Source organism: Streptomyces sp. NBC_00273 (assembly GCF_036178145.1).
In the GTDB taxonomy this organism is placed as follows: Bacteria; Actinomycetota; Actinomycetes; order Streptomycetales; family Streptomycetaceae; genus Streptomyces.
Genome location: NZ_CP108067.1, coordinates 8,871,646 through 8,885,068, shown reverse-complemented (window position 1 = coordinate 8,885,068; position 13,423 = coordinate 8,871,646). Strand labels below are relative to the sequence as shown.

Here is a 13,423-nt window from a genome sequence, read left to right as displayed (position 1 = left end):
AGGCGGGCTTGGAACTGTCGTCTGCGGCGCCAGTTTGACCAGTGCAGGACGTGCTCGATGGGTGCTGGGCGGCGGTGGGTGAGGCGGTGGATCAGGCGTCGGAGTTCGGGGAGGGTGAGGGGTATGAGCTGGGAGGATCCGTTTCTGCTTTCCCTGTGTCAGCCTTGCGGGCCTTCAGGACGGTGAGGCAGGCGTGGGCGGCCATCGCGAGGGTCATGTGGCGGTGCCAGCCGTCGTAACGGCGGACCTGGTAGTCGTCCAGGCCGCACTCCTGTTTCGCACTCTGGAAGCATTCCTCGACCGCCCACCGGCTTCCCGCGACACGGATGAGGTCGTCGAGTGTGGTTTCGGCTGGGCAGTAGGCGATGTAGTAGGAGATCTCCTCGGGCCGGCGGATGCTTCGGCGGGCGATCACCCAGTGCTTGCGGTCCTTGCGGTGCCAGGGCCGGACCTCCACCCTGGCCCAGTCGTAGGTCCTCGGGCCGTGGGCGCCGTCGCCGCAGGAACGGCGTTTCCATTTCTGCCGGGGCAGCCCGGGAAACAGGTCGTGGACGGGATGGTCCAGGGCCCAGCGGGAAACGACGGTGTCATGCCGGGTGGTGGCCATGACGTGGAAGACATCCGCCCGCTCGAGCTCGGTGCGCCAGCCTTTGGAGAAGCCGTAGGCGGCGTCCGCGGTCACCCAGCGGAACGGGATCTTCTCGGCGATCGCCCGGCGGACCATGGCCTTGGCCATCACCACCTTCGTCTCGAAGGCGATGGCGTCATCGATGCCGGCGGCCCGGCACCGTTCCCGATCGTCCGTCCATGACGTGGGCAGATACAGACGCCGGTCGATCAACGTGCGGCCCCGGCCGCTGGCATAGGCGAGGAATACCCCGATCTGGGAGTTCTCCGTCCGACCGGCGGTTCCGGAGTACTGGCGCTGGACCCCGGCCGAGCGGACACCCTTCTTTAGGAACCCGGTGTCGTCCACGATCAGCACCGCCTCCGGATCGCCGAGGTGCTCGACGACGTAGACCCGCACGTCGTCCAGGACCTCGTCCGCGTCCCAGTCGATCCGGTTCAGTAACCGGTGGATTCGATCTGGACCCGCATGCCCCGCTTCCTCCGCGAGCGTCCAACCGTTTTTCCGCTCCAACGGAGCTATCAGCCCCTGCATATAGGCAAGAGCCGACTCCCGCGGCTCTGACCTGGAGAAACGGTGCACAAACCGCTCATGCAAAGCCTTCAGTTCACCAGCCCACAACCGGGCATCAGCAAGTTCCCCACCCATGAACTGACAAACGATCCACCTGCCCAACCGTCACGGCAAACACCGTTGCAGTACTAGGGCGTCCCTTTCGGATCCTGTCGGCCGAGCCCGCGGCGTCCGGCGCCACGGGGCCTCCCCAGGTCCGCCAGGGCCCGGGGGAAGCAGGGCAAGGCGGAGGGACGAGCCGTGTACTGGACGCACTCGGGCGCCCCGACAACCCGGGGGTCCCCCGGACGGAGTCTGGGGGACCAGGTGCGGTGCCGGGCGTCGTGGGCCCGGCAAGATCCGGAAGAGCCGGCCTAGACCGGCGGGTGGTGTGTGGTGAGATCTTGTCGCGCGGCTGCGAGCAGCGCCGCGACGACGGCCGCGGTCGTCGGGTTCGAGGCCTCGGTGTGACGGGTCGCGGCGAACAGGAGGCGCCGGATCGAGTGGTCCTCGATGGGTGCCGTGCGGATTCCTGGTGTGGCCGGGTCGATGGCGGTTCGGGGGACGAGCGCGGTGGCGAGGCCGGCCCGTGCGAGGGTGAGTTGGGCGGCGATGTCGGCGGTGACGTAGCGCGTCGTGGGCGTGAAACCGGCCTGGTGGCAGGCGCGCAGGATGGCCTGTCCGCAGTCCGTGGCCGGCGGTGGTACGGCGAGGCTGTGCGTGGCCAGGTCGCGCAGGGCGATGGGCCCCTCTCCGGCTTGGTCGGCCGCGGTGACGACGAGCAGCGGATCGTCGAGCAGCGGGGAGATGTCGATGCCCCGGGGAGCGGTGTCGGGCAGGTGGTGATACCGCTGGCCCAGCACCACGTCGACCGTGCCGAGCGTGAGTTCCCGCAGTTGCGCCTGGTCGGTGACGAGGCAGGTCACGGTGAGCTGCGGGTGGTGCGTGCCCAGTGCGGTGAGCGCGGGGGCCACGATCCTGGCGACGGTGGAGGGCAATGCGGCCAGCGTGGCGGTGGTACCGACCGTGCCTTTGGCCGCTGCGATGGCGCATTCGGCTTCCTCTACGGCGGCGAAGATCCGGTCGGCGTGTTCGAGGAGCACTCGGCCCGCCTCCGTCAGTGCCACGGTTCGCCCGTCGGGGCGCAGCAGGTCGACTCCCACGTCGTGCTGGAGCGTGGCCAGCTGTTGGGATACGGCCCCGGCGGTCAGCGCCAGCGACTGGGCGGCCGCGGTGATCGAGCCGCGGGCGGCGACGGTCTTGAGCATGTGCAGACGGCGGATATCCAGCATGATCCGATAGATTAACTAAAGGGTTCCATCAGAAAACATCCTCTTGACCTGCTGAGTCGATGTGCGTGACCTTCAGTGCATGGAAATCTTCGACTGCATCTCCGCGGTTGCCCGGCCCATCCACGATTTCGGTGACGAGTTCATGTCCGACGAGGCGACGGCCGCCGTCGGCGCGAGCGCCGGGTTCGCCCCGGGGCGCGGCTTCTACTGCCGCGGACGGTTCGGGGTGCTCGGCGAGGCGCCGGTCTCGGTGGTCCAAGCGGTACAGGGCTTCCTCGGCCCGCACCTCGTCACCACGGGCTGGCTGGCGGGACGGCCCGTGATGCCGGCAGAGGAGGCCGCCGCCTGCTACGCACGGGCCCTCCGGACGTGGGGGCGCGCCCACATCCCCGGCGACGTCGATGTGGAGCACTTCAATCACCTGGCACAGCAACTGATCGACGACGCCGACACCGACGCCCTTCCCCTGTTCGCCGGCTGGCGCGCGCAACCCTGCCCCGGCAACGACCCGGTGGGCGCAGCCATGCAGCGCATACACGTACTACGGGAACATCGTGGCGCCTGCCATCTGGCCGCGGTGCGCCTGTGCGGGCTGAGCGGCCAGGAGGCCATGGTCATCAACCTCGGTGTCGAACGGGCAACCCACTACGGCTGGCAGGAGCCGCGTCCCGTTACCGCGACGCAGGTCCCACGACTGCAACGTGCGGAGCATCTCACCGACGAGATGCAGGCGCCGCTCTACGCCACGCTGACCGACCGGCAACGTACGGAGTTCGCCCGGCTCGTCAACGCGTTGACCGCCCCCTGATTCCGTGACCGCTCCGCCGAAGCGGCGGCGTCGTCATCCTGACCGTGGCCGAAGCGGCAGGGGCCCCGTCGGACTCGGGGCCCGATCGGCAAGGCGTCCCGTCTCCCCCTGCCCGAAGTGGCAGTCTCACCACACATGAAGCTGACCAAAACCAGTCAAACCGACAACTCGGTACGCTGGATGCTACTGCTGGCCAGCGCCACCATGCTCTTCGTCGAGCTGGCGCTGATCAGATGGGCGGGCGCCAACGTCGTCCACCTCAGCTACTTTTCGAACTTCATCCTCCTGGGATCGTTCCTCGGCGTCGGCCTGGGGTTCCTGATTCCCGCCGCCCGCGGGCAATGGCTCAAACGCTGGGCACCGGTCCCGCTCGCGCTCCTCGTGGTCCTGGTCCGCCAGTATCCGGTGCAGGTGCGTCAGAGCAGCAGCCAGATCATCTACTTCACCTCCGTGAACACCACCGGCTTCCCCGAGTGGGTGACGCTGCCGGCCATCTTCCTGCTGACCGCAGTGATCATGATGGTGATCGGCAAGATCACCGCCGACTTCTTCCGCCGTCTGCCCCCGCTCGACGCCTACCGCTACGACCTGCTCGGCAGTCTCACCGGCTCGGTGTCGTTCGCCCTGCTGTCATGGCTGCGTGCCCCGTCGGTCGTTTGGGGCGTACTCGCCGCCGCGGCCCTGCTGATCCTCGGCGGACGGCGCAACATCCTGCGGTACGGCATCCCTCTCACGGCGATGGTCTTCGCCCTGTTCTCGGAGACGACGACGGCCGGCACCTCCTGGTCGCCGTACTACAAGATCCAGCTCTTTGACGACTCGATCTCCGTCAACGGCATCCCGCACCAGCTCATCATGCCGCTTCCCACGCTGTTGCAGGAGAACTCGCTCTACCGGCAGGCCTACGACCAGACCCCCGCCAACCCGCACAAGCGCGTCCTCGTCATCGGGGCCGGCAACGGCAACGACGTCGCGGTGGCACTGGCCAACGGAGCGGAACGCGTGGACGCGGTCGAGATCGATCCGCGGCTGCAGCAGATCGGCGCCCAGCTGCACCCTGCGAAGCCGTACGACGACCCGCGGGTGCACGTCCACATCAACGACGGGCGGGCCTTCCTGGAGCGGACGCACACCAAGTACGACCTCGTCGTCCTGGCGCTGCCGGACTCGCTGACGCTGGTGTCCGGCGCGAGCAATCTACGTCTGGAGAGCTACCTGTTCACCCGGCAGGCGTTCGAAGCCGCGCGCGATCACCTCGCGCCGAACGGCGCGTTCATCATGTACAACTACTACCGGACGAGCTGGCTGATCGACCGCTTCGCCGGCACCCTCGAAGACATCTACGGCCATGCCCCCTGCATGACGCCGTTCGGCACGAACGCGGCCGTGTTGATGGCCGGCATGACGCCCGCAGACCAGTCCTGCAAGCAGACCTGGCAGCCCAGTGGCGCGGTCCCGGCGGCCGCGAGCGATGACCACCCCTTCCCGTACCTGTTCCGCCGGGACATTCCCACCCTCTACCTGGGCGTGCTGGGGGCGATCCTGCTGGTGACCGTATCGTCGGTGCGCCTGGCCGGCGTTCGCCTCCGGAACACGGTCCGCTACACCGACATGTTCCTGCTGGGTGCGGCCTTCATGCTGCTCGAAACGAAGAACGTGATCAACTTCGCGCTCTACTTCGGTACGACCTGGCTGGTCAACGCCCTCGTCTTCATCGGCGTCCTGCTCGCCGTCCTCGCGGGGGTCGAGGTCCGGCGCCGCCTACCGCGGGTCAAACAGCCACTGCTGCAGCTCCTGCTCTTCGGCTCCCTCGCGGTGGCCTGGCTCGCCCCGGCGGATGCCGTGCTCTCGCTGCCCTTCGCCGCACGGCTGGCCACGGCCGTCGCCCTGGCATTCGCCCCCATCTTCTTTGCCAACCTCATCTTCTCGGACCGCCTCGCGCTCGCCCCCGACCCGACCTCCGCGTTCGGCGCGAACCTGTTGGGCGCACTGACCGGGGGCGCGCTGGAGTACCTGGCGCTGGTGACGGGCTATCAGGCGTTGCTGCTGGTCGCCGCCCTGCTGTACCTCGGGGCGTGCGTCGCCATGAGGTTCGTCGGGCGCACGGCAACACCAGTGCGGGACGATGCGCCCGCCCACGACGACGAGGGTCTGTCGTCAAAGTGATCTTTGGTTGCGCGTCACGGAGTCGTGATGCACCGCCAGGTGATCGACGCGATTGCCTTCAAGTACCGCACCGGGACGCCGTGGATGGACCTGCCCGAGCACCTCGGCTCGTGGAAGGGCGCCCACAACCGGCTGCGGCGTAGTGGAACCCGGCAGGCGGACGTGCGCTCATCGGCAGGTGGTGCACGGCATCGACCCTGCAGGAGGCGATCTCGCGCACCCCGTAGCTGCGACCTCTCCTGCCCAGGTGCTCCACCTCGCCTGGCCCCACCCGCTGCGGAACCGGTCACGGCCACCGCTCCGCCCGGCAAACAGGATCCGAAACAGGTGGCCTAGACGGCTGCGGTGTCCCCGGACGGAGCCGGGCTCGCGGTCCGGGCGGCCCGCTCGGGCTGCGCCGGAGGCACGGCCTGGGCGTGCTGGGCGGCCTCGGCGGCGGTGTACGCGGCGGCGAAGGTGAACGCGCGCGGGGACGGCCCGTGCACCCGCAGGTCGGCCAGCCGTTCCAGGGCCTCGGCCACGGTCGGCCGGTGCCCGGCGGGGACCCACCAGAGCACCAGGTGCGCCTGGACGTGCCGCTCGAACCATTCGCGGCGCCGGCGCATCACCTCAAGGTGCCCGCTGCGGTAGGAGAAGTCCCACAGGGCCTCCCGGGTCTGCCACACCGACAGGTTGACGACGACGTCCTCCCCCGCCGGGCGCAGGCCGGTGGCGTCGGCCGCCCCCTCCTCGACGAGGCGCCACACGAAGCCGGGCGCGCCGTCGGCGGCGGCGTTGACCGGATCGAGCATCTCGACGAACGGCGCCATGCGCGGGTCGTCGAAGGGGTGGAGGAGCGTGGCGACGTTGAGTTGGGCGAGGTGGGAGGCGTGCGCGGATGCGGTCATGGCCTCATCCCAGCACGACCACCTTTCTATGTCAATCACCGTTGTTTTTAGAACTTTCGATCACCACGCAACACTCCCCGGGCCGGGCGTCCATGCGGGGGCGGACGGGACCGTCCGTACCGAACAGCCCTTCCAGCAGGGCGAGGTTCATGCCGCAGACGAGCGGCGGGAAGTGTTCGGCGACGGCGTGGAAGGGGCAGTTGCGCATGCGGACGACGCGCGGGCCCGCCCCGGTCACCGCCCCAGCACCTGCGGTGTCCTGGGCGCCCTCGGTGCCCTCGCCGCCTTCCACGTACGGTTCGTAGCCGCGGTCGGCCAACATCTCCACGGCCTCTTCGAGTCCGGCACAAGGTGCCGCCGAACCCCGCAGGGCCTCGCCCCTGCGACCCGCGGCCGCGCGCAGCACCGCGTCCAGACCGGCCTGCTCTGCGGCTTCGGCGAGCAACTCGGCGGCGGTGAGGTAGTCGCGGGCGGGCAACGACACCGACCGCTCGGCCCGCGCCCGCGTGTACACCTTGGCCGGACGGCCGGCCCCCGGACCCGAGCGACCCGTCAGGCGGCGGCTGCCGCTCTCCAACAGTCCGGCCTCGGTCAGCCTTTCCAGGTGGTGCGCGGCGAGCGTGCGCGCCACCCCGGCGGCCTCGGCGGCCTCGTTGCGGCCGACTTCCCGACCCTGTGCCGCCACGTACTCGTACAGGCGGCGCCGCACCGGGTCCTGCAACATCGCGATCGCATCGATATCCTTCACGCGACCATTCTAGGAACAACGCAGATTGGACATAGAAAGGCGAGAGCCGGCCTCGCCGGTGCGTCCGCCGACGGCCAGGCGGACCGGCGCCGTGGCCGGTGGCCGCGGCAGGCACAGGCCCGGGCCGCCGGGCGTGATCGAGCCGAGGACGCTCGCGTGCCGGGCGCCCGTACACGCGGGGACGGTGCCCGGCAGACCGTGCGCGGTGAGCCAGCCCAGAACGGCGAAGGCGTACGCCTCCTTCGCCCCAGCAGGCAGGCCGAGTTCGTCCGAGGACCGCACCACGCACCCGCCAGCCGCGCCGTCCGCGCCGACCTCGCTGGCCGGGCCCAGTTCCTCCCGCAGCCAGTCCATGAGCACCGGGTTGCGCGTTCCCCCGCCCGACGCGATCACCTCGGTCGCTCCGAAGGGTCTGATCGCGTCGGCAACGGTCCGGGCCGTGAGCCGGGTCAGCGTGGCGACGACGTCCTCGGCGGGCAGCGGCCCGCACGAGTCCAGCGCCGAGCGCAGATACGGCAGGTGGAAGTGTTCCTTGCCCGTCGTCTTCGGTGCGGGTAGGGCGTAGTACGGGTCGTCCAGCAGCCTGCGCAGCAGCGGCGGGTGCACCGCGCCCCGCGCGGCGAGCGACCCTCCCGCGTCCATCGCGTACGGCCGGCCCGAGGCGTCGTGCCCGGCCAGCGCGCGCACCGCCGCGTCGATCAGCGCGTTGGCGGGGCCGGTGTCGAAGGCCAGCGGTTCGCCCCCGATCCCCTGCGCCCCGCCCGGTAGGACCGTCACGTTCCCGATCCCGCCCAGGTTGAGTGCGACCGGCACCCCGGGCCGTCCCCGCAGCCACATCACGTCGACGATGCTGACCAGCGGCGCACCTTGCCCCCCGGCCGCCACATCACGGGGGCGGAAGCCGGAGACGACGGGCCGGCCGGTCGCCTCGGCGATCCAGGCCGCCTCGCCGATCTGGAGCGTGCCGTGCACCCGGCCGTCCTCGGCCCAGTGGAAGACCGTCTGCCCGTGCGACGCCACCAGGTCGGCCCGTCCGCCGCACAGCTCCTCGTCCGCCCGCACCGCCGCCGCGGCGAAGGCCTGTCCGATGCGGGTGTCGAGCCGGCACACCGTGGCCAGGTCCGCCCGGGCGGGCGGCAGGGCCCCTGCCAGGTCCGCCCGCAGATCGTCGTCGTAGGCCGTGCTGATCGTCCCCAGGGGCGTGAGCACCAGCGTGTCGCCGTCGAGGGAGAGGTCGGCGGCGGCCGCGTCGATCGCGTCGTACGACGTGCCGGACATCAGCCCGACCACGCACAGCGCGCTCACCGCAGCGCCCGATCGTGGTCGTCGCCGCGCAGCGTCAGCAGCGCGGCGACGCTGACCGCGCAGGTCGCCGCGGCGTAGTACCCGGGGACGTCGACGTTCCCGGTCTGCTCGACCACCTCGGTGATGATCAGTCCCGCACAGCCCGAGAACACGGCGTTGGACAGCGCGTACGCCAGTCCGAGCCCGGTGCAGCGCACCCTGGCCGGGAACATCTCGGCCAGCATCGCGGGCCCCGGCCCCGCCATCAGGCCGACGCCGGTGCCCGCGGCGAACAGCGCCGCTCCCTTCGCGTACCCGGGCGCGCCCGGGTCCTGCACCAGGTGCAGGAGAGGGAGCGCGAGCACGGTCACCAGCAGGGCCCCCGCCACCATCACCGTCCGCCGCCCGATCCGGTCGCTCAGCCCGCCGGCGGGCAGGATCGACGCGGCGAACCCCAGGTTCGCCAGGACGGTGCCGAGCAGTGCCCGCTGGAAGGTGGTACCGAGCGTGCTCTGCAAGTAGGAGGGCATGACCACCAGGAAGGTGTAGCCGGCCGCCGACCAGCCCATCATCCGCCCGATGCCCAGCACCACGGCCCGGGCCGTCTCCCCGGGACGCGGCCGCGGACCGCCTTCGGGCCCGGCACCGCCCTCGGCGCGGCCGCCCGGCACGAGGGCGGGCGGTCGCGCCGAGGGCGGCTCGTCCGGGGGCAGCCGCAACCGCAACCGCAGCGCGACGAGCCCCAGCGGCAGGGTCAGCAGGAACGGCACCCGCCAGCCCCACCCGTGCAGCTGCGACGCGGTCAGTACGCTCGCCAGGAGCACCGCCACGGCGGCGCCCGCCAGCAGGCCGAGCGCGACCGTGAACGACTGCCAGGCCCCGTACCGGCCCCGGCGGCCCGGTGGTGCGCATTCCGTCATGACCGAGACCGCCCCGCCGAACTCCCCTCCGGCCGACAGCCCTTGCAGGATCCGCAGCAGCGTCAGGATCCACGGCGCGGCCGCGCCGATCGAGGCGTACGTCGGCAACAGACCGATCATTGCCGTGGCACCGGTCATCAGGGAGACGACCACGACGAGCGCGGGCCGGCGGCCCACCCGGTCGCCGAACCGCCCGAACACCGCGGCCCCGACCGGCCGGAAGAAGAACGCCAGGGCGAACGACGCGTACGCCTTGACGAGCCCCTCCACCTCGCTGCCGCCCTCCGGGGTGAAGAACTGCGCCGCGATGACGGTGGCGAAGTAACCGTAGATCCCGAACTCGTACCACTCGATGAAGTTGCCGACGGATCCCGCCACCAGCGCCCGGCGCGCGTCGTCCGGCCGGACCGTCGCAGGAGGCCGCACCGGACCGGGGACGGGTGTGGTCATGGATCAAGCGTGCTGACCGCAGGACGGCTCCACAAGCGCCGTCCGCCATCTGCCGTACACCGCACACCGCCCCGGCCCGTCGCGGACTCAGGCGCGCCGGGCGCCCACCAGCCGGAAGGCGGCGAACAGGGCGACGCCGGCCAGGGCCAGGACCAGCGAGCTCTCGATGAGCTGCGTCAGCCAGTAGTGCGAGACCGGGTGGAACTCCGCGTACCAGCCGATGACGTCCAGGTCCGGCGGGCAGACGCCCTGACCGTGGGTCCGCTCGAAGCAGGCGTACTCGGGCAGGCGCTCACCCGTGGAGGTGAGCAGCCCGGTGTCCATGATCAGGGCGGAGGCCGGCACGAGCTGCAACGGGTTCCCCTCCAGCGGCCCCGTGCCGGACTGCACGGGGAGGAGCGACCATCGCAGCGCACCGAGGACCAGCAGCACCAGGCCGGTGAGCATCCCGGTGAGCGCCACGGCCACCAGCGTCCGCCGGACCAGCTGGCCGACCAGCACGCCGAGGGCCACGCCGAGCAGGCAGTAGGCGGCGAGCACCGGGCCGGAGGCCTCGTACGTCCCGCGGTCCGCCCAGTGGAGCTGGTGGGTGCCGGCCACCCGCGCCCAGCCGAGACGGTAGACCCCGGTGAGGGCGACCGAGCCGAGCACCGACACGACGGCCGCCACCAGGACCTTCGAGCCGAGCCAGGCCCTCGGGGTGGTCGACTGGGTGAGGGCGAGCCGCCAGGTGCCGCTCTCCAGCTCGCGGGCCGTCATCGGGCCGGCCACGAAGGCCCCCACCAGCAAGGGCAGGAAGAACAGGCCCGCACCCGCGTGCCCCATGAGGAGGCGCAGCAGCTCGTAGCCGTTGTTCGGCCACGGTTCGCCCGCCTGGTCGGAGTTCGGGCCCTCGGCCCAGCAGCGCAGGGCGACCACGGCGACGAGGGCGACGGCCACGACGGTGGGCACCGCCCAGAGCGCGCGCCGGTGCTGGCGGGCGGCGACCCAGTACGGGCCCTTCAGCATCGTGCCGCTCATGCCCGCACCCCCGTCGTGGTGAGGGAGTCCTCGGTGGTGAAGGACGGGGCATCGGGGGAACGCAGATGGCCGAGCAGGATCTCCTCCAGGGTCGGGCGTTCCGTCTGCCAGACCCCGTCGTCGACGGGCCCCCGCAACCGCACGAGGGCGGTGAGCCGGCGACCGGTCGTACGGGACTCGACGACGGTGTGGGCGGCGAGTCGGGCGGAGGCGGTGGCGGGGCCGGTGAGCAGCCGGTGGGCCTCGCCCACCACGTCGATGGAGCCGCTCAGGCGGATCCGGCCGCGGTCGACGAGCAGGAGGTGGTCGCAGGCACCCTCCAGCTCGGTCAGGATGTGCGAGGACATCACCAGGGAGGTGCCGTTGTCGGCGGCATCGGCCATCAGGGTGCCCATGAGCTCGCGCCGGGCGAGCGGGTCGAGGTCGGCCATCGGCTCGTCGAGGAGCAGCAGGTCGGGGCGCTTGCCGAGGGCCAGGGCCAGGGCGACGCGGGTGCGCTGCCCGCCGGAGAGGGTACGGACCTTGGTACGCGGGTCGAGCCCCCCGGCCCCGACGATCCGCTCCGCCGCCGCCGCGTCCCAGCGCCCCGGGTTGAGCTCGCGTCCCATCCGCAGGGTCTCGCCGACGGTGAACTGCGGGTAGAGGGGCTTGTTCTGCCCGACGTACGCGAGCGTCTCGCGCGGCACGGTGCGCACGGTGCCCTCCGTGGGGAGCGCGAGGCCCGCGACGAGGCCTAACAGGGAGGATTTCCCGGCGCCGTTGGGCCCGACGAGCGCGCACACCCGGCCTGCGGGGAGGCGGAAGGAGCAGTCGCGCAGCGCCCAGCCTCCCCGTCGTCCGTGGCGCAGCCCGAGGCCCTCCGCCTCGATCACGGTTTCTGTCATGCTTCGCCGTCCCCCTTGAAGTGTTGTTCCAGTACGGATGTGAAGAGTGCGGCCACGTCGTCGCGCTCCAAGCCGGCGTCCCGGGCCCGCCGGGCCCATTCGGCGAGTTCGCCGTGCAGCGGGGACTCGGCCGGGGCACTACCCAGGGACTTGCGGATGAAGGTGCCCAGCCCCCGCTTCGCCTCGACGAGGCCTTCGCGTTCCAGTTCGCGGTAGGCCTTGAGGACGGTGTTCGGGTTGATCGCGGTGGCCTCCACGACCTCCCGCGCCGTCGGCAGCTTGTCGCCCGGCTTCAGCAGGCCCAGGCGCAGGGCCTGTTTGGTCTGCTGGACGATCTGGACGTACGTGGCGATGCCGCTGCGCCGGTCGATGCGGTATTCCAGCACGCCTTGCACCACCCTTTCACTAGATAAGTAGTGAAAGGGTGGTGCAAGGACGGGACCGCTGTCAACTCAGCCTGGAATCAAGATGATTCGTCCCTCGTCCCGTCCTTCAACCACAGCGGGTGCTCCCGCTCCGCCCACGGACGCCCGACGGACCCGGTACGCATGCCCCTGCGCGCCTCCGGGTCGGCGAGCGCCATCCTGATGTGCCCGGCCAGTACCACCCCTATGGCGAGGGCCAGCCAGTCGTGCACGAAGGTGGCACTGGTGCGCCAGATCAACGGTGTCAGGTGGGTGAACCACATCAGCAGACCGGTCGCCAGCATCACCAGGACGGCGCCTGCGATCCACGACGCGTAGATCTTCTGACCGGCGTTGAACTTCCCCGCGGGCCGGGACCCGCGCCGGCGGTCGCGCCTGCGCACCGCGCTCAGCCACCTCCTGTCGTGTGGTCCGAAGCGGTTCAGCCTGCGCAGATCGGCCCGGAAGGCGGGCGAGGCGAGACCGGCGAGGAACGGCACGGGCAGCAGGATGCCGGCCCATTCGTGGACCGTCACCACGAGGTGCCTGCGGCCGACCAGTTCGGCGAGCTGCGGTACGTACAGAGCGGCAGCCGTCGCCACGCACAGCAAGGTCAGTGCGGCGGTCGTGCGGTGGACCCAGCGCTCGGCGCGGGTGAACCTGGCAACCCGTCGGGCCGGTTCAGACGGTGGGGGTGTCACTGCGCCCGTTGGACCCGCCGACCCAGGCATCGACGTCATAGCCGAGCTCCTCCCAGTAGCCGGGTCGCACCTCGGACGTGACGGTGATCCCGGAGAGCCATTTCGCCGACTTGTAGAAGTACATCGGCGCGACGTAGAGCCGGACCGGGCCGCCGTGCGCGTGGCTGACCGGCTCGTCCTGCATCTGCAGACAGACCAGCACGTCGTCGCGCCTGGCCTGCGGGAGGGTGAGGCTCTCGCTGTACGTGCCGTCGAAGCAGGTGAAGCGGACCGCCTTGGCCTCGGGGCTGACTCCGGCGGCGTCCAGCAACAGGGACAACCTGACGCCCGCGAAGGGCGTCTCGGGGACCCGCCAGCCGGTGACGCACTGCACGTCCCGCACGACCCGGTTCTGCGGCAGGGCGCGCAGGGCGTCGAGGGTGTACGTCGCGGGGCGCTCGACCAGACCGTCCACGGTGAGCCGGTAGTTCTGCTCGTTCTTCCGCGGTACGGACGTGGCGACCGAGTAGTAGCGGAAGCCACCGCCGTTGGGGAGTAGCCCGGTGAGCCCGGTCGGGTCCTTGTCCGAGGCGGCCCCGAGGAAGGACTCGATCCCGCGCTGTACGTACGGTGCGGCGACGAGGCCCCCGGCGCCGAGCCCGAGCATGCCGAGCACCAGCCGGCGACCGACGGGGGTGCC

General features: G+C 71.0%; 14 protein-coding genes. 3 read left to right on the top strand and 11 right to left on the bottom strand.

Going from position 1 to position 13,423, the window contains the following annotated elements:
- Nucleotides 1-91: 91 nt before the first annotated feature.
- The gene (locus OG386_RS39830; RefSeq protein WP_328793132.1) at nt 92-1,276 is read right to left on the bottom strand and encodes an IS701 family transposase; all 1,185 of its coding nucleotides are present in this window, start codon (nt 1,274-1,276) and stop codon (nt 92-94) included.
- Nucleotides 1,277-1,554: 278 nt separating this feature from the next.
- Nucleotides 1,555-2,472: a LysR substrate-binding domain-containing protein gene (locus tag OG386_RS39825; protein ID WP_328792198.1), complete on the bottom strand. Its 918-nt coding sequence runs from the start codon at nt 2,470-2,472 to the stop codon at nt 1,555-1,557.
- Nucleotides 2,473-2,551: 79 nt separating this feature from the next.
- Between OG386_RS39825 and OG386_RS39820 the strand changes: the two genes are divergently transcribed.
- The 3 genes from OG386_RS39820 to OG386_RS47070 all read left to right on the top strand — a co-directional run bounded on the left by OG386_RS39820 (nt 2,552) and on the right by OG386_RS47070 (nt 5,782).
- Nucleotides 2,552-3,280 carry an SCO6745 family protein gene (locus tag OG386_RS39820; RefSeq protein ID WP_328792197.1) on the top strand — a complete coding sequence of 243 codons (729 nt, stop codon included), beginning with the start codon at nt 2,552-2,554 and terminating at the stop codon, nt 3,278-3,280.
- 135 nt (nt 3,281-3,415) lie between these two features.
- Nucleotides 3,416-5,446 (top strand): spermidine synthase, encoded by a 2,031-nt coding sequence (locus OG386_RS39815; protein ID WP_328792196.1) that lies wholly within the window; start codon nt 3,416-3,418, stop codon nt 5,444-5,446.
- Nucleotides 5,447-5,473: 27 nt separating this feature from the next.
- Entirely contained in the window at nt 5,474-5,782 is a 309-nt protein-coding gene (locus OG386_RS47070) for a transposase (protein WP_443053270.1), read from the top strand.
- On the opposite strand, the gene OG386_RS39805 is transcribed toward OG386_RS47070, so the two are convergent.
- The 9 genes from OG386_RS39805 to OG386_RS39765 all read right to left on the bottom strand — a co-directional run bounded on the left by OG386_RS39805 (nt 5,779) and on the right by OG386_RS39765 (nt 13,390).
- Nucleotides 5,779-6,333, bottom strand: a complete 555-nt coding sequence (locus tag OG386_RS39805) for a DUF3291 domain-containing protein (RefSeq protein WP_328792195.1) — start codon at nt 6,331-6,333, stop codon at nt 5,779-5,781. The genes OG386_RS47070 and OG386_RS39805 overlap by 4 nt on opposite strands.
- Before the next feature lie 31 nt (nt 6,334-6,364).
- On the bottom strand, nt 6,365-7,081 hold the full coding sequence (locus tag OG386_RS39800) for a helix-turn-helix transcriptional regulator (RefSeq protein WP_328792194.1): 717 nt from the start codon (nt 7,079-7,081) through the stop codon (nt 6,365-6,367).
- 9 nt (nt 7,082-7,090) lie between these two features.
- Nucleotides 7,091-8,377, bottom strand: coding sequence for an anhydro-N-acetylmuramic acid kinase (locus tag OG386_RS39795; RefSeq protein WP_328793521.1), 1,287 nt, complete (start codon nt 8,375-8,377; stop codon nt 7,091-7,093).
- A 5-nt stretch (nt 8,378-8,382) separates the two neighbouring features.
- Nucleotides 8,383-9,735 (bottom strand): MFS transporter, encoded by a 1,353-nt coding sequence (locus OG386_RS39790; RefSeq protein WP_328792193.1) that lies wholly within the window; start codon nt 9,733-9,735, stop codon nt 8,383-8,385.
- An 87-nt stretch (nt 9,736-9,822) separates the two neighbouring features.
- Entirely contained in the window at nt 9,823-10,755 is a 933-nt protein-coding gene (locus tag OG386_RS39785) for an ABC transporter permease (RefSeq protein ID WP_328792192.1), read from the bottom strand.
- On the bottom strand, nt 10,752-11,639 hold the full coding sequence (locus OG386_RS39780; RefSeq protein WP_328792191.1) for an ABC transporter ATP-binding protein: 888 nt from the start codon (nt 11,637-11,639) through the stop codon (nt 10,752-10,754). Before OG386_RS39780 ends, OG386_RS39785 begins: the two co-directional genes overlap by 4 nt.
- Nucleotides 11,636-12,025, bottom strand: coding sequence for a GntR family transcriptional regulator (locus OG386_RS39775; protein ID WP_328792190.1), 390 nt, complete (start codon nt 12,023-12,025; stop codon nt 11,636-11,638). Before OG386_RS39775 ends, OG386_RS39780 begins: the two co-directional genes overlap by 4 nt.
- Nucleotides 12,026-12,102: 77 nt before the next feature.
- The gene (locus tag OG386_RS39770; RefSeq protein ID WP_328792189.1) at nt 12,103-12,783 is read right to left on the bottom strand and encodes a cytochrome b/b6 domain-containing protein; all 681 of its coding nucleotides are present in this window, start codon (nt 12,781-12,783) and stop codon (nt 12,103-12,105) included.
- The gene (locus OG386_RS39765; RefSeq protein WP_327388769.1) at nt 12,725-13,390 is read right to left on the bottom strand and encodes a molybdopterin-dependent oxidoreductase; all 666 of its coding nucleotides are present in this window, start codon (nt 13,388-13,390) and stop codon (nt 12,725-12,727) included. Before OG386_RS39765 ends, OG386_RS39770 begins: the two co-directional genes overlap by 59 nt.
- Nucleotides 13,391-13,423 lie beyond the last annotated feature (33 nt).

Coding starts and splice junctions, on each gene's coding strand:
- OG386_RS39825 (WP_328792198.1), bottom strand. CDS start 2,472: ATGCTGGATATCCGCCGTCTGCACATGCTCAAGACCGTCGCCGCCCGC.
- OG386_RS39805 (WP_328792195.1), bottom strand. CDS start 6,333: ATGACCGCATCCGCGCACGCCTCCCACCTCGCCCAACTCAACGTCGCC.
- OG386_RS39765 (WP_327388769.1), bottom strand. CDS start 13,390: ATGCTCGGGCTCGGCGCCGGGGGCCTCGTCGCCGCACCGTACGTACAG.
- OG386_RS39790 (WP_328792193.1), bottom strand. CDS start 9,735: ATGACCACACCCGTCCCCGGTCCGGTGCGGCCTCCTGCGACGGTCCGG.
- OG386_RS39770 (WP_328792189.1), bottom strand. CDS start 12,783: ATGACGTCGATGCCTGGGTCGGCGGGTCCAACGGGCGCAGTGACACCC.
- OG386_RS39785 (WP_328792192.1), bottom strand. CDS start 10,755: ATGAGCGGCACGATGCTGAAGGGCCCGTACTGGGTCGCCGCCCGCCAG.
- OG386_RS39780 (WP_328792191.1), bottom strand. CDS start 11,639: ATGACAGAAACCGTGATCGAGGCGGAGGGCCTCGGGCTGCGCCACGGA.
- OG386_RS47070 (WP_443053270.1), top strand. CDS start 5,474: ATGCACCGCCAGGTGATCGACGCGATTGCCTTCAAGTACCGCACCGGG.
- OG386_RS39830 (WP_328793132.1), bottom strand. CDS start 1,276: ATGGGTGGGGAACTTGCTGATGCCCGGTTGTGGGCTGGTGAACTGAAG.
- OG386_RS39820 (WP_328792197.1), top strand. CDS start 2,552: ATGGAAATCTTCGACTGCATCTCCGCGGTTGCCCGGCCCATCCACGAT.
- OG386_RS39815 (WP_328792196.1), top strand. CDS start 3,416: ATGAAGCTGACCAAAACCAGTCAAACCGACAACTCGGTACGCTGGATG.